19 protein-coding genes and 2 pseudogenes are annotated in these 20354 nt (G+C 64.4%); 12 read left to right on the forward strand and 9 right to left on the reverse strand.

All coding sequences use genetic code 11. From position 1 onward, the window contains the following. Positions 1–3 precede the first annotated feature (3 nt). Positions 4–687 carry a hypothetical protein gene (locus AC1RIF_RS25205; RefSeq protein WP_492604111.1) on the reverse strand — a complete coding sequence of 228 codons (684 nt, stop codon included), beginning with the start codon at positions 685–687 and terminating at the stop codon, positions 4–6. Positions 688–981: 294 nt separating this feature from the next. Between AC1RIF_RS25205 and AC1RIF_RS25210 the strand changes: the two genes are divergently transcribed. From AC1RIF_RS25210 to AC1RIF_RS25220, 3 genes are read left to right on the forward strand one after another with little or no spacing between them, the layout of a single operon-like run. Continuing rightward, positions 982–1263 (forward strand): hypothetical protein, encoded by a 282-nt coding sequence (locus AC1RIF_RS25210; protein ID WP_492604112.1) that lies wholly within the window; start codon positions 982–984, stop codon positions 1261–1263. After that, entirely contained in the window at positions 1263–3656 is a 2394-nt protein-coding gene (locus tag AC1RIF_RS25215; RefSeq protein ID WP_492604113.1) for a TPR repeat domain-containing protein, read from the forward strand. The genes AC1RIF_RS25210 and AC1RIF_RS25215 overlap by 1 nt, the downstream gene beginning before the upstream one ends. Then, complete coding sequence (locus AC1RIF_RS25220) at positions 3653–4408, forward strand: hypothetical protein (RefSeq protein WP_492604114.1); 756 nt, start codon at positions 3653–3655, stop codon at positions 4406–4408. Before AC1RIF_RS25215 ends, AC1RIF_RS25220 begins: the two co-directional genes overlap by 4 nt. 42 nt (positions 4409–4450) lie before the next feature. Here the strand turns inward: AC1RIF_RS25220 and AC1RIF_RS25225 are convergent. The 3 genes and pseudogenes from AC1RIF_RS25225 to AC1RIF_RS25235 form a co-directional block, all read right to left on the reverse strand. Further along, a pseudogene (locus tag AC1RIF_RS25225) lies at positions 4451–5532 on the reverse strand (AAA family ATPase). Further along, entirely contained in the window at positions 5529–6155 is a 627-nt protein-coding gene (gene pnuC / locus AC1RIF_RS25230; protein ID WP_492604115.1) for a nicotinamide riboside transporter PnuC, read from the reverse strand. The pseudogene AC1RIF_RS25225 and the gene pnuC overlap by 4 nt, the downstream one beginning before the upstream one ends. A 176-nt stretch (positions 6156–6331) precedes the next feature. Further along, a complete protein-coding gene (locus AC1RIF_RS25235) occupies positions 6332–6691 on the reverse strand; it encodes a hypothetical protein (protein ID WP_492604116.1) in 360 nt (119 codons plus the stop codon). Positions 6692–7122: 431 nt separating this feature from the next. Here AC1RIF_RS25235 and AC1RIF_RS25240 point away from each other — a divergent pair, with 431 nt between their 5' ends. From AC1RIF_RS25240 to AC1RIF_RS25270, 7 genes are all read left to right on the forward strand, one after another. After that, positions 7123–7725: a hypothetical protein gene (locus AC1RIF_RS25240; protein ID WP_492604117.1), complete on the forward strand. Its 603-nt coding sequence runs from the start codon at positions 7123–7125 to the stop codon at positions 7723–7725. 233 nt (positions 7726–7958) lie between these two features. Continuing rightward, on the forward strand, positions 7959–9635 hold the full coding sequence (locus AC1RIF_RS25245) for a Ycf46 family AAA ATPase (protein ID WP_492604118.1): 1677 nt from the start codon (positions 7959–7961) through the stop codon (positions 9633–9635). 23 nt (positions 9636–9658) lie between these two features. After that, complete coding sequence (locus tag AC1RIF_RS25250; RefSeq protein ID WP_492604119.1) at positions 9659–10117, forward strand: hypothetical protein; 459 nt, start codon at positions 9659–9661, stop codon at positions 10115–10117. After that, the gene (locus AC1RIF_RS25255; RefSeq protein ID WP_492604120.1) at positions 10114–10329 is read left to right on the forward strand and encodes a DUF2997 domain-containing protein; all 216 of its coding nucleotides are present in this window, start codon (positions 10114–10116) and stop codon (positions 10327–10329) included. The genes AC1RIF_RS25250 and AC1RIF_RS25255 overlap by 4 nt, the downstream gene beginning before the upstream one ends. Continuing rightward, positions 10310–11131, forward strand: a complete 822-nt coding sequence (locus AC1RIF_RS25260) for a helix-hairpin-helix domain-containing protein (RefSeq protein ID WP_492604121.1) — start codon at positions 10310–10312, stop codon at positions 11129–11131. Before AC1RIF_RS25255 ends, AC1RIF_RS25260 begins: the two co-directional genes overlap by 20 nt. A 37-nt stretch (positions 11132–11168) precedes the next feature. Continuing rightward, positions 11169–11759, forward strand: coding sequence for a 4Fe-4S single cluster domain-containing protein (locus AC1RIF_RS25265; RefSeq protein ID WP_492604122.1), 591 nt, complete (start codon positions 11169–11171; stop codon positions 11757–11759). A 281-nt stretch (positions 11760–12040) separates the two neighbouring features. After that, positions 12041–13705 (forward strand): GmrSD restriction endonuclease domain-containing protein, encoded by a 1665-nt coding sequence (locus tag AC1RIF_RS25270; protein WP_492604123.1) that lies wholly within the window; start codon positions 12041–12043, stop codon positions 13703–13705. A gap of 759 nt (positions 13706–14464) precedes the next feature. On the opposite strand, the gene AC1RIF_RS25275 is transcribed toward AC1RIF_RS25270, so the two are convergent. Beyond that, the gene (locus AC1RIF_RS25275; protein ID WP_492604124.1) at positions 14465–14659 is read right to left on the reverse strand and encodes a hypothetical protein; all 195 of its coding nucleotides are present in this window, start codon (positions 14657–14659) and stop codon (positions 14465–14467) included. Positions 14660–14676: 17 nt separating this feature from the next. Here AC1RIF_RS25275 and AC1RIF_RS25280 point away from each other — a divergent pair. Beyond that, positions 14677–14832 (forward strand): annotated as a pseudogene (locus AC1RIF_RS25280) (HNH endonuclease); the annotation flags it as partial. A 201-nt stretch (positions 14833–15033) separates the two neighbouring features. Here AC1RIF_RS25280 and AC1RIF_RS25285 read toward each other — a convergent pair. Beyond that, a complete protein-coding gene (locus AC1RIF_RS25285; protein ID WP_492604125.1) occupies positions 15034–15954 on the reverse strand; it encodes an HNH endonuclease in 921 nt (306 codons plus the stop codon). Positions 15955–16193: 239 nt separating this feature from the next. On the opposite strand from AC1RIF_RS25285, the gene AC1RIF_RS25290 reads away from it, so the two are divergent. Continuing rightward, complete coding sequence (locus tag AC1RIF_RS25290; protein WP_492604126.1) at positions 16194–16772, forward strand: T3SS (YopN, CesT) and YbjN peptide-binding chaperone 1; 579 nt, start codon at positions 16194–16196, stop codon at positions 16770–16772. Positions 16773–16839: 67 nt separating this feature from the next. Here AC1RIF_RS25290 and AC1RIF_RS25295 read toward each other — a convergent pair whose 3' ends face one another. From AC1RIF_RS25295 to AC1RIF_RS25305, 3 genes are all read right to left on the reverse strand, one after another. Further along, positions 16840–18786, reverse strand: coding sequence for a TerD family protein (locus AC1RIF_RS25295; protein WP_492604127.1), 1947 nt, complete (start codon positions 18784–18786; stop codon positions 16840–16842). A 198-nt stretch (positions 18787–18984) separates the two neighbouring features. Further along, positions 18985–19851: a slipin family protein gene (locus AC1RIF_RS25300; RefSeq protein ID WP_492604164.1), complete on the reverse strand. Its 867-nt coding sequence runs from the start codon at positions 19849–19851 to the stop codon at positions 18985–18987. Next, positions 19848–20315, reverse strand: a complete 468-nt coding sequence (locus tag AC1RIF_RS25305) for an NfeD family protein (RefSeq protein WP_492604128.1) — start codon at positions 20313–20315, stop codon at positions 19848–19850. Before AC1RIF_RS25305 ends, AC1RIF_RS25300 begins: the two co-directional genes overlap by 4 nt. Positions 20316–20354 lie beyond the last annotated feature (39 nt).

The following is a 20354-nucleotide window of genomic DNA, read 5'->3' on the forward strand; positions in this document are numbered from 1 at the left end:
GACTCACTCGAAGTCGTGCGATTCGAATCGGACTCGTGCAGCGTCGGTGCCCACTTCGGCGCGCATCGCGGGATTGTTCACGTAGAAGCTCACGAAATCGAGCAGAAGAGCGTCGTCGACGGCGAACTTGCGGCAATCGAGTTCGATCATAGGAACCGGCGGCAGCTTGTCGATCCGCCAGATCGGTGTGGGGTATCGGCGGGTCCAGTGTGCATTCGCGAATCCGATCACCAGGATCGTCCGATGCCCGTTGTGGGCGGGCTTGACCCCGGCCACCGATTCCCACGGCAGGTAGGACTCGAAGCTCCAGCCCCGGTGCCGAATTCCCTCGGGCGTGAGCAGCACGGCGCCCGGTCGAACGAATCGCACCACCACCAGCACGAGGAAGGATGCGAACAAGATTCCGAGCCCACCGAAGATCACGGTGGCCCCGGGCACCCCGGAGGCCGGCGCGTTGCGATAGATCTCGAGGGCCGGACCTGCGGTGAGAACCGTGCAGCAGACCGCCATCCCCACCAGTACGGCCCACAGCCGTCTGGACTGTCGGATCTCTGAGCCGACCCTCTGCCCCGATTCGACATGCACGCGGCGCACCCCGCCCCCGGAACCAGGCCTTCTGGCCAGCACCCCGAAAACCGCGACGAGAAGGACGAGGCACCCGTATGCCGAGCCGTATCGAAGGACCATCGGTCTACCGTCGAGGCCGCCGACGACACCCACCAAGATTGCGCCGCAACCGATTGCGACGAGGACCACGGTCGCCACCGTCTCCCGCGACGAATACGACCCGCTCCGCCACTCCATCGGTTGCCGCGCTCGATCGGAAGACCGCATCCCACCCCTTTCGCCGCCGAGCAGCATTGCATGGCAGACATGCCCGGTCGGCGCACCGCCCGCCGAAGAGGGTGGACGCCGTTCGGTACATTGGGCGACCGAACCGGCCCGATCAGGGGAGGACGCCGGTTTCGAGGGGGGAATCGAATGAAGGTGGACTCTGCGCAGCTGCGCGCTTTCGCATCGACTGCGGACGCCGCCGGCGTGGCGATCGACGCGCTCGACGTGATCGGTCCGGGCGTCCGACTGCCGGGTTCCGCCGCTGCTGCGGCGTGCGATCAGGCCGCGGAGTTCGTCGAAGGCGCGTACCTGCGAGTCGCGGACCGGATGCAGCAGATGGCGGCGGTTGCCCGGGGCAACGCCGACGAGTACGACGTTACCGAATCCGATTTCACCACCCGACTGGGTGCGATGGGTGGGGTCCACTGATGCCGAGCCTGTCCGAGGTTCGATCCTGGAACATCACACTGCTGTCCGACGCCGCGGCCCGAGCAGGAGCCGCCCACGCCCGGTTCGTCGACGAGCTGGCCGCGATGTCGCGGGCCGTCGACGATCTCAGCCACGACTGGTCGGGTGTCGCCTACGACGCCGCCCGCGACCGCGCCGACGCCGAGCGGGCGGCAGGCCAGTCCGTTTCCAACGATGTCCGCGACCTGGCCAAGATCCTCGACGACGGCGCGCAGCGGTTGTACTGGGTACGGGACACCGCGTTGTCGAAGGTCGACGCGGCACTCGCGGACGGGCTCACCGTGCTCGACGACTGGACCGTCGTCGGAGACGCGGCTGCCTCCACGGAACTGCTCGACGCTCACCGCGGTGCGGTCACGGATGCCGCCGTGGCACTCGCGCGTGAGGACACCGAGGTGGCGCGCCTGATCGAGGAGGCGGCGCAACGCATCCGCGCGCGCGGTGATCGGATCGGATCCGGCGGCGACCCGTCCGAGTCGATCATGGACGGCGCGGGCAGGCTCGGGCGCGAGGACGGCGAAGTGCTCGCGACAGCCGCCGCAGCCGGCGACACCGCAGCGCTCGACCGGATCGCCGGCCAGCTTCCGGTGCAGGGGCTGACGGCCACCGAACTCGACACACTCGCCGCCGGCGGCCAGGTCGGCACGCTGCCGCAGTCGGTGCGCGACTACTACACCGAGTTGTATCGCACGGCCGGGAAGGACGGGATCCTGGCGCTCGGGGATCACCTGCGAACGCAGGAAGCCGGTGGCGATCCGAACGCCGGAGGTGCACTGAACTCGTTGGCCAACGGGCTGATGGTGGTCTCGAACGAGAACATCGGCAGCGGCTACGACCCGGACGGTTCGCTGCGCTCCCCCGGCTCCTACGACCAGTTGCCGTCGGATCTTCGTGAGGTGATCTCGACGCGCACGCACGGTGCCGACGCCAACGCGATCCGGTATCCGGGCGAGTCGGGGCCGCTGGCCGACGAGTACCGATTCCACGAGGACACGCGGCGTCTCGGGGCGCTGTTGAAGGAGCCGGAGCCCGGCTACGCCCCGGGCACCGAGTTGGCGCGCGAGCTGACGCGGCAGGCCGCGAATCTTGCTGAGGGGACTTCACTCTCCGGCGCTGCCCCGGAGCTGGTCGAGCAGTCGATGCGGGACTATCTGGAGGTCTCCGGACGCAATCATGAGGCGATCACGCAGTTGCTCACCGGGGAGGGCTCGGATCGAGTCCCGCTCGACACCGACTACCGTCCCGCGGACACCGTGACGCCGCTGTTGCAGTTCGACTGGTCCGATGATCGCGGCGCACCGGACCTGTTCGGCTGGATCGGCGAGAACGCGGTCCCTGGTCCAGAGGTCGGTGTCGAACAGTCCGAGCAGGCGGGGCGGGCCGCGACCGGCCTGATCTCGCTGATCACCGACGGTAAGTCGAGCGCATTCGAGTCGATGATGAACCTGCCCGGCCATGATGGGCGCTCGCTCGGCGAGGTCAACCCGGCCCTGACCCAACAGATCGCGCAGGCGGTCACCCCGTATCTCGGAGACATCGCGCTTGCCCCCGAACTGCAGACCCACGGCTTCGACCGGGAAGCCGCCGTCGGGGAGATCGGGGACGTCCGGTCGATTCGATTGGCCACGTTGATGAACACCGACCCGACGGCGTCCGCTCTCTTCAACGGCGCCATCATCGATCACACCAACGACTACGCCGGGAGGTTCGGCGAACTGCACGGCGAATCCACCGTCATCCGGCACCAGCTCGGGGAGGCGAGCGGACGTCTCCTCGGCTACATGGACCAGGGGCTGCGCGCCGAATCGTACGACCGCGGGCTCGACGACGCAGCGGCCGCCGAACAGACCGCCGGCAGAACCAAACTCGCCATCGACGTCGCCACGAAAACCGTGGTGGGACTCGGCGGGCCGGCGACCATCCCACTCGACATCGCATCGTCGGTGGTGCAGGCGGGGATCGAAGCGGAGAGGTCGGACCTGCCCGCGGAATCGTTCGATGTGAACAACAATCTACTTGCCGGGCAGCGGGCGTATCGGATCCTCGAGGCCGTCGCGGCGAAGGACCCGAGCGTTCTCGACGTACTCCTGAGCAACGGGGACCCATTGATACCGAGCGGCTGGGTAGACGATGGCCAGCTCCGTAGCTACAGCGAAATCGTGGGCGCCGATGACCGCCTCACTACGGCAGTCGAACTACGGACGATCGCGGAAGAAGCTCTGGACCGTGATGGCGTGAGGCTGGAGCGGTTCAACGGCCCGCTCGACGAGTGGCGGGGCAATCTGCAGGAGTACACCTCCGACGCAGCCCATTACGAAGGCAGGATCTTGACTGACCCTCAGGTACACCGATGAGAACCTTGCGCAAGTCTGCGGCAGCCATCGCACTCGCTCTCACGCTGACGTGTGTCGGCTGCAGTTCCACACCCGAACTGCCCGCCGCTCCAACGAGATCGTGGTCGGTCTCGTTCCAGTGGAGCAATACCGAGAACGCCGATCTGGACTCGCCACCGATCGCCGCTATCCGGGCAGCAGCAGAGAACAATCTGATCGCGCTAGGCATCGGACGCCGCTACACCTACCCTGGCTATCTCGAAGCCGCAGGTCCCAACGCGACTGCCATAGCCTTCACCGCACTCGACAACACGGTTGGGCCGATAGGAACTCTTCGCCTCAACTTGCTAGTGGAGCAAGCCACCGACCACCGAGTCGACGCAATCGTCTGCACCGACGACACCGACGTCTCCCAGCCCACCGACGGCCGCTTTCCCCTCGCTCGCAGCTACGCCTCCGGCGCACTGTGGGCCACTCGAGTCGGCGTCGAGAGGATCGACACATCCACCCCTGGTTGGACTGACCGCATCGACGACTACCCCGAAACCCCCTCGATGCCCCCGATGACCGGCCCCGAAGGTCGCGCACCCCGCCCCACCGACAACGTCTTCGGCAACTGGCGCATCACCCAATACAAACTCGAGTACGCGCGACCCAGCTGGGACCTGTGTCTGCCCTGGGCCCAACAACGTTGGGGCGGACCGAACCCGCCGGCACCGACACGCACCGAAGCCGAGCCGCCTGTGATCGAATCGTTCTACCCCGGTTGGTGAGCTTCAGCGATCGTGCTGGCACCCGGTGCGGCCACACCGTGTTTACAGTGGCACCCCGAACGACGCTCGTTGCGCCAAAGCAAGATCCACCACACGCTCCGCGAGATCCACCCGCTCGGGCAGCGGACCGGTGAGCAGCACCCACGAGCGTCCGGTCGCCGTCAACGCGTCCTCGAACCACTGCGTCATCTCGGCCCGCACGTGTTCTCCGTCGCGGATGCCGTCCTGCACGAAAGGGACGTCGGTGTGATCGGTGAGCAGGTAGAGCGCGGGCCGACCGGTCACGCCCTCCCAGGCCCGCCCGCTGTCCGTTCCGAGGTAGCGCCGCTCCCAGACGGTGGTGGCGAAGGCGTCGGTGTCGCAGATCAGCACCGGCGAGCCGATTTGGGCAGCGTTCTCCTCCATCCGTGTCTGTTCCGTCGCGATGTCCGCGAAGTCGTCACGGGTCCATTCCAGCTCCTCGACCGCGGCGTCGGGACGCACCGCCCGCAGTCGGTCCAGCTTGTCCAAGGTCGCCTGCCGCCCGTACTCGGGAACCCACCCGGTCCGCGCCCACACGCCGCCGCGGCTCCGATAACGGTTCGCCAGTGCGCGACTGACCGTCGTGGTGCCGGTCGACTCGGCGCCGAGCACCACAATGCGGGTCGTCAGTCCGGCGCGGGCAGGTTCCTCGAGCTGGTCCCACTGGCCGGCGAGGTCGGTGCGGCACCCGGTCCCGGAGACAGGGTGCGCCACCCGTTCGGGGTCGATGCAGACGTGGGTGGCCGAAAACCACTTCGCGAGCTCGTCGCCGTACTTCTCGCTCGACACCACCGCGTCGATCGGTGTCGCGTCGACCTGCCGGACGGCCGCGCGCATGCAGGCGACCTGCGCCGCCCACACCGCGGCCGATTCGAGGTCCATCGGTGCGTCGCAGACGATTCCAGTGACCCGCACCGTCGCCGCGCCTGCGTGCGTCTGCCGCATCCAGGACACCAGGTCGGCGAGCGGGATCGACTCCGCCGCCGACGCCATCACCACGACCGTCACCCGATCCGCGCGGCGGACCGCACCAGGTGGTGATGGCCGCGGTGCGGTGGATAGAACTTGCCGATCAACAGGGCATGCCGGTACGTCGGGGTCATCGCGCCACCGCCAGTGCGGGTTCGGTTGCGCGACTGCGCCGCCAGGCGAGTAGGCCGCGAATGCACAGCATCAGGAACCCGGCGTAGAGCAGGGCTGTGAGCGTGAGCCCCTTGTGCAGGTACAGCGGGATGTAGATGAGGTCGGCGGTGATCCACAGCAGCCACGACTCCCACCGCTTGGTTGCCTGACCCCACGTCGCGAGCAGCGACAGGACCGTGGTGACGGCGTCCCAGAACGAAACCGTCGACGATGTTGCGGTATCGAGGAGCACTGTCAGCGCGCCGGTTCCGGCGACACCCGCGGCGGCGAGCCACATCCATTCGGTCCCGGTCGTGCCGGTGACCGGAAGGGTGTCCCCCGCCCGCCCCTGCACCCAGTTCCGCCATCCCCACACCGCGAGCGCGATGTAGACCACCTGCAGCCCGGAGTCCGCGAAAAGCCCTGCGGTGGCGAACAACAGGATCCACACCAGATTGTTGACGATGCCGATCGGCCAGTTCCATATCGACTGACGACCCACCAGCCACACGCACCAGGCTCCGGTTACGAAACCCAGCACCTCCGCCCAACTCGTCGGCGCACCGAATGCGGTGAACGCCGTCGAGTTCAGAAAATCGATCATCGCCCCTCCTTGATCGGCACCGCTCGGGATATTTGCGCTAATCCGACCGCTGGGTAGTAGATGCGCACGAGGCCCGCTCGTTCGATGCGCTCACACCGGAACCCGAGCAGCGATCAATCGCGACCCACCGAATGCCCACAAATCATCCAAACCCTGCTCTTCTGGCTCCTCGACTGTCACCTGAAGATGTCGAAACGCCTGCGCGCAATCGCGCATTGAAGCTCCTCCGCGGCCAGGTCGACGCTTCGCGTTTCCCCGAGGACGTCGCCCAGTTCATCGCCGCCAACAGCAACCGCCTGGACCTCGAAACCGAGAAGCGGTTCTCCACCGCAATCCGTACACGTGTCAACGGCACAACCCTGCTCGACGGGTTCACCGACCTGCTCCTCGGTCGGATCCCGGGCGTTAGACGTCCCAAGCCCGACCCCCACGTGTTCCGCAACCTCATCAGCGGGCTCCGGACCACGCTTACGCACGCCGGTGTCGAAGGCGCTCGAACCGGATCTGATCATTCTCGACGAGTTCCAGCGGTTCACTGACCGGCACGCTACGAAGACGGAGGCAGGCGAGCTCGCGGAGCAGCTCTGTCTGCCACGCAGACGCTCGAGTTCTGCTACTCGCCGCCACCCCGTACAAGCCGTTGACACTCGCTGGGGAGACCGAGCCGACTCAGCCCCACCAGGACCAGTTCCTGAGCACCGTGAACCCGAGTAACTTGATCTGTTCCGGTCCTCGATCGTCGAGCGCACCGACGCCCGCGCCGCCGTGGAGAAGCTGCTGCTGGATGTAATGTACCGCGCCCAACGCCGACCACCGAGGCCCGCAACATGGTCGACGAGCGTGAGGTTCTCGTGGACGGGATCATCGCCACCGATCTGCTGTGCTGAACTACGTCGCGCTCGAGGAACTCCCGGCTCTCGCTGACGCACGGCTCAAAATCGACTAACGGAAGTCGGTGCCGCTCTCCGTGAACTTCATGGACACCTTTCCGCTGAATCGCAAACTCGCCGACGTACTGGACGGCGAGGACGGCGCGGCCACCCGTAGCGCGAGCGGCCGACTGACCCGGCTCGACCCTGATGCGTTGCGGCGCTTCGAATCTCTGTCGCCGGGTAACCCCCGGTTCCGTCGGCTCGCCGAGGCCGCGGCGGGCTGGGAGCGTTTGCTGTGGCTTCCGCCGAGTCTGCCGCATCTGGCACCCGGCGGAGTGTTCGCCGACCCAGCAGTCGATTCGATGACGAAGAAGCTCGTCTTCTCGACGTGGTCGTCGACTCTGCCCGCGGTGCCAGCAACGTCGCTGACGGCTTTCGCGAGTTCGAACCCATTCTGCAGATCGCTCGCGTGCGACTGGGCCGAACGGCTCTGCTTCGACGTCCAGGGCCTCGACTGCTTACGTCGTAGACTTCGGGAGCTTCCAACGACCATGGCAACCGAATCGGTGGTCGCCCGACGCTGCACGTCTGACCAAACACGAAGAAACGGCTTCGCCGATGATTGCGCACCTACATCACCACCGGCAACACCACCATCCGCACGAGCGTCACTTCAGCCGTTTGACCAACATCCTTAGGCACTACGCGCCCAGCGGGAGGCGACAGTGTGTCGGGCGAGTCTGTTGAAAAAGATCCCTGAGCTTCGGACTCAGCCGTCCAAGAGGAACACCGCCCGGCAACGAATCGCTTGTCATCGATTTAAGTGATTGACGGCCCTCCGAGCGAGACATCCACAGGTTGGCCGCTACGATCACGGAACGCTCTGCAGTACGCGAGAAGACACGAGTTCAGAACGGGATGGGAAACACGCGTGGGAGAAGTTGAGCGGCCATCGTTCAGGAGCACACTCACCCTCCTGTTCAAGGCGAGGTTTCCGATTCTGTTCGTCGAATCTTTCGAGGAACAGCGCGTGTTGGACGAAGTGGCGGGCGTTGCCACGGATACAAGTCGAATGCGAACGACCCGGCCGGTTTGGATCTGGACCGCCACGAGAGGTTTCGTCAGTTCCGACGGCACTGTGCAGTCACGTACGACTGAGCCTCGGGAAGCACTCGATTGGGCACTCCGAAGAGAAGAGCATGGCGTCTTTATCATGTGCGATCTCCACCCCTACCTCGGGGACGCCAATCGACCCGCCGACCCTGCAATCGTGAGGCTTCTTCGTGACATCGCCGCTGCATTCCAAACCGGAAGCACCGCGCGGGCACTGCTACTCGTGTCACCAGTTCGTCGAATTCCGGCTGAACTGGAGAAGTCGATCACCCTTGTCGACTTCCCCTTGCCTGGCGAAAGCGAGATTCGAACGCTTCTCGACGGCATGATCGCTGCAAACTCGGAAGGTGGTCGCATCCGGGTCGAAGTCGACGAGGTCGGTCGTGAGCGGCTAGCAAAGGCTGCGATGGGACTGACCCTGCATGAGGCGGAGAATGCGTTCGCGCGCGCAATGGTCGATGACGGCGTGCTCTCCAACGACGATGTACACGTCATTCTGGAGGAGAAGCGCCAGACAATCCGCAAGTCCGGCCTGCTGGAGTTCGTTCAGGTCGACGTCGATCTCGCCGATGTTGGTGGACTCCAGAACCTCAAGCGCTGGTTGGCGAAGCGCAACAACTCTTGGATGGCTGAGGCCGCCGAGTATGGGCTGCCTGCGCCAAAGGGTGTCCTCATGACAGGTGTTCCGGGATGCGGGAAGTCTCTGACCGCCAAGGCGATCGCGGCAGCGTGGGAGCTGCCGCTTCTGCGACTCGACATCGGTCGGGTCTTCGCGGGCCTTGTCGGATCGAGCGAGCAGAATATGCGCAATGCCATTCGGTCCGCGGAGGCAACCGCGCCATGTGTCCTGTGGCTCGACGAGATCGAGAAGGGATTCTCGGGACTGGCAAGTGGCGGAGATTCGGGGACGTCAAGCCGTGTGTTCGGTTCCTTCCTAACTTGGATGCAGGAGAAGTCTGCACCGGTGTTCGTTATCGCAACAGCGAACAACGTCGAGCACCTGCCTCCCGAGTTCCTCCGGAAGGGACGGTTTGACGAAATCTTCTTCGTCGATCTTCCGACTCGTGACGAGAGGCAAGATGTCTGGTCCCTCCATCTGTCGAAGCGGCTGACGAACGAGCGCGTTGCCGGGATGCTCACGAATACCACCGAGCTGACTGAACGGCTCGCGGACGAGAGCGAAGGCTACTCAGGCGCCGAGATCGAACAGGCGGTCGTCGCTGGCCTCTTCGATGCCTATGCGGAACGGCGTGCTCTTACCGAAGGGGATCTGTTTCGCGCACTGCGCAACATGGTGCCCTTGAGCACCACTCAGTCTGAACAGATTGCTCGTATTCGTTCGTGGGCGGCGGTGCGCGCCGTTGCCGCGACCGCGACGCAAGACCGGAGCGGTTACTCGGTCCCGGAGGCCATCCAATCCGAGTCCGGCAGACCCGATTCACGACCGACACCAGACGGTTCGCTGGCGCGTGGTGGACGCCTGGTGGACTTCTGACGATTATCGGAATAGGAGGCGAGATGAGCATCTCACTGGTTTTGATCCCTGCCGCGTTTGGCGCATACAGCGCCTGGAAGGCGAGCCGGACCCAGACCGACACTGACAACCCAACGGTATGCCAGGTTCAGACCCGAATGCGGGACGAATGTCTCCTCGCTGCGTCACTTGCCGACACACGGGCGGTGGTTACTCAGCAAGATGGGCAGGTGGTCGCCGATTGGCAGGGAGCTCGAGCAGTGTTCTCGCGTGACGTCCATGGAATCTGGCAGGTAAACCTGACCGGTGACGTTGTGGACGAAGCGACTGCGATAGAAATCGTGAAATCCGTCGACGAAGCCTACGGGCGCCGCGTTCAAGACGCGGTCGTGACGCGGTTGAGAGAGAGAGCGCCAGGCGCAGGAATGCGCATCGAATCGGAGCGAGTCGAGGATGACCAGAGTGTGACGCTGGTCCTGACAACAGGGGCGGGCACCCAATGACAGATGGAACACGAATCACCATTCGCGTTCATGCTGACGGACAAGTGAGTGCCGAAACCCACGACATCACCGGCCCCAAATGCATGGACTACATTGCCGTCCTCGAAGATCTCCTCGACGCGGAGACGGTCAACAGTGCGTTCACCGAGGACTACACCCGCCAGAAACATCACCTGAACAACGAGGATTCCCGTGAGCTCCGCCAATATTGATGCACGCATGCCAGACGAGAAGCTGGCCAATAGAAGTTGGCGATTCCGGCACAGCGCGTGGCTGCTCGCCCCAATCCTCGGATTCGGATGGTTCTCATTCGTTGGATTCATCTATATCGCCGTCCGCATGAAGCAGAAGCGGTGGTGGTTGCTCGCGCTCGCATACACCGTCGCTTCGACCATCTCGATGATCCTCATGGAGGTCTCACCTGATGTGGGGGCCATGGTGACGTTGGTCGTCTGGATCGTCTCGATCGTTCATGGGGTTGTGGTCAACCGCGACTATCTTCGTTGGCGTTCACTCAAAGGCCCGCAGAATGCTTGGTACACACAGTCAACTGTGCCGCCTGCTCCGACCACCCCGTCACCAGCACAACAGGCAAGAAACGGGGTTTTGGGCGTGCACACCGATCAGTACTACGGACCTCCGCGGTCGGCAGCGCCATGTTTTGCAGGGTCGTATCCTCCCATTGCCCCTCCGCCGGTCGTCACTACACCGCAACAATCGAACCTGTTCGCCGCAAACACCAGTGGGCAGAATCCCGTGCCAACGGTCGACATGAATCGCGCCACACAGGAACAGATAGGCACGTTGCCCGGTATGACGCATGAGTTGGCGGCAGCCGTAATCGCTGAACGGACTCGCCGTGGTGGATTCACCGGGTTCGATGATTTCGCAAACGCGGTGAACCTCCAGCCACACCAACTGGTTAAGATTCGCGACCACGTCACATTTAGTGGGCCGCAGAGACAATCGGCACCGTCAGCCAATCAATCCCGCGGTCGAATCCTTGACATCTAACCTCACAGTGCGGATAGCGCACACGATCGCGCGCACTGTGGCCGAGGGGCCGGGAATCAGGTTCGCGGTCTGGGTGCAGGGTTGCGCGATCCGATGCGACGGTTGTTTCAACCCGCACATGTGGAACCCAGCAGGCGGACACCTCACGACAATCGAAGCTCTAGCCCAGGCGGCTCAAGACGCTGATGTCGAGGGTGTGACCCTTCTCGGCGGTGAGCCATTCGAACAAGCGAAGGCGCTCGCCGAGTTCTCCCGCGTGATCCAGTTGCACGACATGTCGGTGATGACCTTCTCCGGCTATACATACGACGCATTGACCACGATGTCCCATGAGGACTCTGGGGTGGCGGACCTGTTGAATCGAACTGATCTGCTCGTCGACGGACCTTATCTTGCCGAGAGTCCCGATACGACGCGTCCGTGGGTGGGGTCGACGAACCAACAGTTCAGGTTCCTGACAGACCGCTACCGTGGGCTCGCCGAGAGCCTCCAGGCTCTGCCTGATCGGATCGAAGTCCGAGTCGATGCAATGGGCAGAACGGCGGTCAACGGCTGGGCATCCGTGGATGCACTCGACGAGCTGCTGACAGATCTCGGCACGCCCATCAAGCGCGGATCAATCCGATAGCAAGTGGACCGCACCGGGACATATTCGTTGCGACACTCAGCCACCACCGACACGCCGGCACGGGCGCATCCCAACGAATCCTCATTGCTAGGGTCTGCCGAGGTGAACGCGACCGCCGTCGGCCGCGAAGGAACAACGTGACAACGGGCGGTGACGTGGCACAAGACAGTGACCGGTGGCTGCTTAGTGAGAACGCTCAGATTGTCAGCCACACAGTCTCCTGACACGTCGCGACGCGCAGTTGATATAAAGCTCTCACCACTTCTGGGGAGAGAGAATTCATGGTTGCGCCGACGCCCACTCATCTGAAGCATCAAGCACTCCTGGCCGATATCGAGCGTGGCCTGATCAAGATCCCTCAGTTCCAGCGAGAGTTTGTCTGGTCATTGCCGAGCTCGGCCAAGCTACTCGACAGCGTCATCAAGGGCTACCCCGTTGGCACTTTCATCTTCTGGACAACTCGCGAACGACTTCGCTCCGTTCGGGAGATTGGGGGTATCACACTCCCTGCAGCTCCCGAAGGTACCGAAGTGGCCTTCGTTCTGGACGGACAGCAGCGCTTAACCAGCCTGTTCGCCGCGATCCGCGGCGAGAAGATCACCCGACCGTCCGGGAGCATCGACGACTTCTCCCAGATCTTCGTCGACCTGCGGGCAACCGAGCATGATCCGATCGTCGTCACCGACGTCTCCGAACTCGAACCTGGCTCGTGGATCGCTCTGACGGACCTTCTGAACGGAGGCACGAGGGTGGCAAAAAAGTACGCCGACGAGTTCCTCGACAACATCGACTCCTACCGCGAGAGGCTCGCCTCCTACGACTTTCCGATTGTCAAGGTCGCTGACGTCGAGATCGACGTGGCCACCGAGATTTTCACGCGGATCAACGTCGGCGGTAAGTCACTGACCACATTCGAGATCATGGCGGCGAAGACCTACGACGAGGCCCGTGACTTCGATCTCTCGGCGAAGTTCGATGACTTGCTCAGCCGCCTCGAGTCGGTCGAGTACGAGACTGTTTCCGATGCAACCCTTCTCCAGCTCGTCTCACTCATCCTGGACGGCGAGTGCAACAAGAAGTCGATTCTCCGACTCAACAAGGATGAGTTCATCGATTGCTGGTCCGCTGCAACAGATGCACTGGAGTCTGCTGTGGAGTACTTCCGTGGCACCTACCGGATCCCTGCGTCGAAGCTACTTCCGTTCAGTGCGCTGCTCGTACCGTTTGCGTACTTCTTCTACCACCAAGAGTCGAAGCCGACCCCAGCTCAGAAGAGGCTGCTGGAGGACTTCTTCTGGCGCTGTGCGCTCGGTGGCCGCTACTCATCATCGACCGAATCCCGGCTTGCTCAGGACAAGCACCGAATCGACCGGATCCTCGTAAGCGAGTCACCGGAATACGATTGGGCCGTCGACGTCACTCCTGACTTCTTGATTCAGAACGGTTGGTTCACACCGAGCCGCGCCTTCGTCAAGGCCATCCTCTGCCTGTTCGCATACCACGAGCCAAAATCGTTCGAGGACAACGCGAAGGTCCACATCGGCAATGCGTGGCTGAAGCAGGCGAACAGCCGGAACTACCACCACTTCTTCCCGAGGGCCTATCTGAAGAAGAAGGGCCGCACGGAGCGTGAGGCCAATAACGTACTCAACATCACCATCGTCGATGCCGATCTTAACAAGAGGCTGATCAGGGCCGACGCGCCGTCAAAGTACATGAAACGCTTCTCATCTGCGAACCCCGACATTGAGAAGACCATGGCCTCGCACCTGATCGGATCATTCAAGAAGTTCGGATTCGGTTCCGACGACTACGACGTCTTTCTGCGGAAGCGCGCCGAGTTGGTGAGTGGGGAGCTCGGCAAACGCATCATTGACCGACCAATAGACCAACGTGGCCAGGTGGCACGAGATGACGATCTCGACGAGGAGCCTGGATACCGCTGAGCCGCTACATGGCGGAGTTGCATGTCTGGGACACCGGCGCTGAAAGAAATTCCGGTCGGTGATGTCCGATATCCTTCTGTGTGCGGCCCGACGGACTTCCGCTGTGATTCACAGCCGCGGACATGCCCCCGCCCGCACGACTGGATTCGTGCTGCCCCGGGGACCCCGCTGCGACCTTGCTTCGTACGTCGGCGAAACGCGTCGCCGACATCGCTCGTCCCGACTCGCTGGTCGAACAAACTGTTGGAGCAGATGCTGTTCACCACCGGACGCCGAGCGAGCGAAGCGGAACAGAAGTCGTGGGGTCGTAGGCTGTCGGTTTTCGCCCGCGATCTCGTTGATGTGGGACTGGGCGATGTCGAGATGCTCATCGAGTACCACCTGCCGTTGACGTCGCAGCGTGCCGACGTCGTCCTCACCGGCATCCATCCAGACACGGGGGGGCACCGTCCTACGTGGTCGTCGAGCTCAAGCAGTGGTCGTCGGCTTATCGGTTCGAGGACAGTCGGAGCTCGTCGAGGTTCCTGGCATGCCGGGAGGCCCGAAGCTGCACCCGGTCGCTCAGGTCAAGGGCTACTGCGACTACCTCGCGGCCTTCGCGAAGGCCGTCGCCGATCAGCCCGACGCGCTCGCCGGTTAGGCATATCTGCACAACGCGACGGACCCGTCATCGGTGTCTGACTTCGTAGTTTCCCGACATCCGTCACCGGCCGCCTGTTCACCGCGGCCGACCGAGACGATATGGCCGCGTTCCTACGCTCACGCCTTTCCACCACCGCCGCCGGTCACGCTGCAGGCGACACCCTGATACGGTCCGCGGTCGCGACGTCCCAACAACTGCTTCAGCAGCTGGCCGTCGACCTTGTTCTGCATTCCGTCGAGCATGCCCGATCCACCGACAGCAAGCGGGTCGTGGTCGTCACCGGCGGACCAGGGCAGCGGCAAGAGCGCCATCGCGTTTTTCCTCGTCGGTGAACTCGCCCGCCGAGACCGGACGGGTCACCGAATCGACGGTCACTTCAGTACTTAAGGCTGGGCACATCGACCGGCACTACGGACCGCACACCAACCACGTAACCAATGGTCTGCTTCTGCGTTCGGATATCCATACGCTGTTCGACCTGCGACACCTCACCGTCCCCAGCGCCATGACAGTGCTCCTGGCACCCTCGCTTCGCGAGACTGATACGGGCTACTCTATGACAGGAACGTCCGAATGCCGGCCGATGCCAACGCATACCCTGCCGTCGACGCACTGGAACGGCACCGTCAATCTTGCAAGTGGACGTAGACACAAGGTCTGCGGAGCACGGCGTTCGGATCCTGAACTACACCGCAGACCGGAATTCCTTGTAGCTGATCTCCAGCAACCCACGGTCCGGCCGCTCGGACGCCTTGGCAGGCAAAACCATCAACCGCTTGCCATGCCGCTCCTTCAGCCCATGTTCGAGCATCGGTCCATCGATCTCCGCGAGTAGATCCTCGCGAATCTCGACGACGAAGTCCGGGCTGATTCCGAGAATCCGATGGTCGTAGGCGGCATGGTGAATCTTGCACAGGGCCATGCCGTTTCGCACCGACGCGATGCCCAATTCGTTCCCGTCGGGGACGATGTGCGCGGCGTCGAGCAGTTCGCCGTGCGCCAGTGCGCATACAGCGCAGCGCGTCTCGTATGCGCGCATCACCGTCGCACGGAAGACCGGCTGATGGAGCCGCCGCTTCGTCTCGGCCACCACATACCGGCGTAGAGTCTCTTCAACCCGCGAATCCGGTCGATGCAGATCGCGTGACGCATCGATCGCAACGACGAACTGATGCCTGTCGGGTTCCTCATCGACCAGATACACCGGGAAGATCGGTTGGTAGCGACCGACTCCCACCCCGTAGAACCAGATCAGCGGCACCTGGTGATCCATCGCCGCCCGTAGTCCACGATTGTCCATGTGATCAGGATCGGTCCCGGACCACTTGTACCGCAGAAATCCGTCGCCACCGACTTCATCCTCATAAGGCCGCTCGGATCCCTCGGCCCGATAGGTCGTCATGATCGACAGCGCGGAGCTCAGTTCTTTGGGCTTGCGGATTCCGCGGGTCTTGTCGACCAGGCGGAACATCTCGCCGTCGAACGTGAAGTCGAGCAGTTCGTCCCGAGTGATCGAGTCGACCCCGTCGTTCGTGCGAACAGTGAGAAACCGCATCGCCTCTTGCCTCAGCCGAGCATCATCGCTCGCCCCCATCACCACAGCCATGCCTGCTCTCTCCGATCCGCGGAAGTGACTCGCAGGCTATCCGACGACGAGCACAAACCTTGACACAGAGTCAAATGGCACCGACTCGCTGCCGCATGTCGCAACGGCATAGGTCGTGTGTCTCGGGGCCGCATCCTCCCGTATCCCCCGGACGAACGCCGCGATACCGTAGACACCCACCGAACACCGACTTTGCAGCGACCGAACCGTAGATCCGGCCGGCGCCGGACAGGGGAATGATGACCGAGCACGACACGACCGAACAGCCGCTCCAGCTCGAGGGCGCGTTTGCGATCGCCACGGAGGAGCGCGATCAGCTGCACAGCCTGTCTGTGCGGACGCTGACCGAGCTGCTCGGCAGTGCGCCCGAGACCGATGAGGACGGCGACATCCTCGTTCCCGTGCACGGCTTCGGCGTGTACGTCACCGTGGCGGACGACGGCCCGCAGCTGCACGTGTGGTCCTCGCTCGTCACCGGGATTTCCGACCGCACCAAGGCCGTCGAACAGCTCGTCGAGCTGTCCACCGAGTGGCCGCGTCTGCGCTTCACCCTCGAGGACGAGCACCTGCTGGTCTCGACGGTCCTCGACGCCGACCCGTTCGCGCCGCAGCACCTGATCAACCTGGTCGACGAGATCCACGAGTTCACCCACGAGCTCGACGACGATTTCGCGGCGAAGTTCGGCGGCACCCTCGACTGTGATGCCGACGACGACTCCTACGCGGGCGGTTGCGGCGGCTGCGGTGACGACTGCGATTGCGGTCACGACGCCGGCGACCTCGGCGCCACCATCGCCGTCGGAGAACCCAAGGCGTAAGCCTGCAGTGACGTCGGCGGCGCCACTCGCGCCGTCGACGTCCACTCGTTCCGCCTCGCGTCGGACGTCAGCCGTCGACCTCCAGGCCGTATCCGGTCGCCAGGGCCGCCAGGCCGTCCTCGTTGCCCTGGCCGACGGCACGGATCCGCCAGGCGCCGCCGCGCCGGTAGATCTCGGTAAGGACCATGGTCCGTTCGACGGTGCCCGCGTCGAGCACGAACGTCGCGAAGGTGCTGTCCGGTCCGTCGACGCTGACCGACACGGCCCCGAGGTCGCCGAAGGTGCGCTCGCCGTCGATGGCCGCGGCGATCACGATGCGGTGGCATTCAGCCGGCAGCGCCGCGAGGTCGACGCGAATGCACTGCTCGCTGCCACCGTCGATCGAGAGCTCGACCGCGTTGTCCTCGTCGACCGGGTTGTTGTAGAAGACGAAGTCCTGGTCCGAATCCACCCGGAAGTCCTCGCCGAGGAGGAAGGCGACGACATCGACCTCGAACTCGTCACCCACATTCTCGGCACGCCAGGCCACGTTGACGGCCCACGACGACGCCTTCGGCGGAAGATCCACCACCTGCCCGCGCGCCAACATCGGTGCGGACAAGCGTGATTCGGCGCGCATGTGCGCCGGAATGACGCCCGAGCTGAGTGCCTCGTTGACGTCGGATTCACGAATCAAGGGGAGTCCGCGCGCCTCGACCCGCGCCATGCGGCGGTCGGACTCGCCGTCGGTCAGGACGAGCACATCGGTGACGGCGGCGGTGAGATTGAGCGACGGCCGGGCACCGAGCTGGACGATCCGCGAGCGCATCAGCACACAGTCCAGATGGGATCCGCCCATCAGCAGCACCCGACGTCCGCGCCACGGCGTGGACCTGCTGACGGGGGCCGGTCGCGGAGTGACTGCGGGTGTCGGTGCGGCCGGGACGATCTGGGGCTGCGGGTCCTCCGCGACGATCACCTCGGGAACGACCGTCACCGGCTCGACGGGTTCGGCAGGCTCGACGGCGACCGAGACGACCCGAACCTCTTCGACAACAGCCGGTTCCACGACGGGCTCGGGCGCGGCGGGGAGCACGATGCGCGTCGACTCCGCCTTCGCCACGCCCGGCTCGACCCACGCCAGCAACTCGTCCAGCTGCGCTTCCGAGATGACCGGGATCCCATCCGAGACGGCCCTTCGCACCTTCGCGTTCTGCGAGAGCGGATCGTCGCACACCACGACGCTGGTCTGGCGACTCACCGAATTCATCACGTCGAACCCGGCGTCGGCCAGCCTGGCCGCCAACGCGAGTCGTGGGGTCCGGGTGGAGCCGCTGATGACCACCTTCATGCCTTGCACGAGCCCGGTCGCCGGATCGAGCCGACCCGGGTTCACGAACTCGGACGGCACCCGCTTCACCTGGTCGGGGTACACCGTCGTGCGGCGGCCCCGGCAGCTGACGACGGGCAGCGGCAGCTGCAGCGCCTCCGCCAATGACGCGCTCCGCGTGAACACCTCGGTGAGCACCCGCGCGTCGTCGTAGGCGTCGTGCGCGTTGAACTGCGGAATCTGCCAGTATTCGGCGAGGGTGGACAACCGGTGATTGGGAACGTCGAGTTCGAGACGCCGCGACAGTGCCAGCGTGCACAGCCGATTCTCGATCGGGGTGGGCACGCCGACCCGCTGGAACTCCGCGTCGAGAAACCCGAAGTCGAAGGACGCGTTGTGCGCCACCATGGTCTGCCCGGACAGCAGTTCCGCGAACTCGTCGGCGACCTCGTCGAACCGCGGCGCGCCCGCCAGCCGATCCGGCGTGAGGCCGTGGATCTCGACAGGTCCCGGATCGCATCCGGGATTCAGGAGTGTGGAGAAGTCCCTTTCGACGGATCCGTCCTCCCGCAACACCAGCGCCGCAAGGCTCAGGACTCGGTGCGATGCGGCACGAAGGCCGGACGTCTCGACGTCGACCACCACCCACTTGTGGCCTGTCGGCATCGAGTGAGCCCGCTTCTCGTACACGCCCGCCCTGGTCATGCGTTACCTCCGAAGTCGTGCCTGGGCCACGTCGATCCCCCGGCGCAGAATTGCCTGGACATCATTGCCCATCGAACCGACAGGTCGGACGGCGACCTACTACCGCAATATGTCAGGCCCCGAGTCGCACGCGGCAGAGCGACCGCACCCGACGACGTCGGGTGCGGTCGCGATGGTGAACCGGACGAAGACTACCGACTACTTGCCCACGCGTTGCGCGTCGGGCTGCAGCGACATCCACGCCGAGATGAGCGCATCCATGTCGGTCCGGGCAGCCGGCAGGGCCGCGTGCTCCGGCTCCGGCTCGGGTGCCGGTCCCTCCTTCAGGAACGGCCGGACCAGATCGAGCGGCAGCGGGAAGACGACAGTGGAGTTGTTCTCCCCACCCATCTCCCCCAGGGTCTGCAGGTAACGCAGCTGCAGCGTCGTCGGATTGCGGCTGATCACGTCGGCGGCCTCGGCTAGCTTCGCGGACGCCTGGAACTCGGCCTCCGCGTTGATGATCTTGGCGCGCCGCTCGCGCTCGGCCTCCGCCTGCCGCGCGATGGCCCGCTGCATGTCCCGCGGAATCTCGACGTCCTTGATCTCGACGGTGGTGACCTTCACACCCCACGGTTCGGTCTGCTGATCGATCACCTTCTGCAGGTCCTCGTTGAGCCGCTCCCGCTCGGCGAGCAGCGCGTCCAACTCCGCCTTGCCGAGGATCGACCGCAGCGTCGTCTGCGCGATCTGCGACGTCGCCGCGAAGAAGTCCTCGACGCCGACGATCGCGCGGTCCGCATCGACCACTCGGAAGTACGCGACCGCGGTGACCTTGACCGGCACGTTGTCCCGGGTGATCACTTCCTGCATGGGGACATTCAGCGTGACGGTTCGCAGACTCACCCGCACCATCCGGTCGACGGCCGGAATCAGCAGGACCAGACCGGGTCCCCTCAATTCGACGAGCCGACCCAGCCGGAACAGCACCCCCCGCTCGTACTCGCGCAGCACCCGCACCGCCGCCGACGCCACGATGACGGCGAGCATGGCGACGACGAGGACGACAACAGCGATGGTGATCAACATGGCAACTCCCACGGTTCACGACGACGCACGCTCAACGTGAGTCCACGGACATGCTCGACGATGACGGACTCCCCCGCCCGCGGCGTCTCGGTGTAGCCGAACTCCATTCGGGCGCCCCACAATCCGCCGTCGGCCTCCACCTGACCGTGGTCGCCGTCCCAGCTGCGGACGGTGGCCTCCGACCCGACCATCGACTCCGCCCCGGCACGCACGGGTTCGCGCCGCGCACTCAGGACCTTCCGGCCGGTCACGGCGACCGCGCCGACTCCGACCACGGCGACGCCCAGCGTCACCGGAAGCGCAACCTCCATGCCCAGCCCACCGGACGTGAACAGCAGCCACACCCCGGCCGCGGAGAGCGCGGTGCCCGCGACGCCGAGCGCACCGAAGGTCGGGACGTGCGCCTCGATCACGATCAGCAGCACGCCCAGCACCAGTGCCAACACACCCAACGCGGCCATCTTCAGTCACCTGCGAGGGCCCGGTCGCCTCGCGTAGCC

The organism is Prescottella sp. GW823-FHT02E09, from assembly GCF_058797375.1.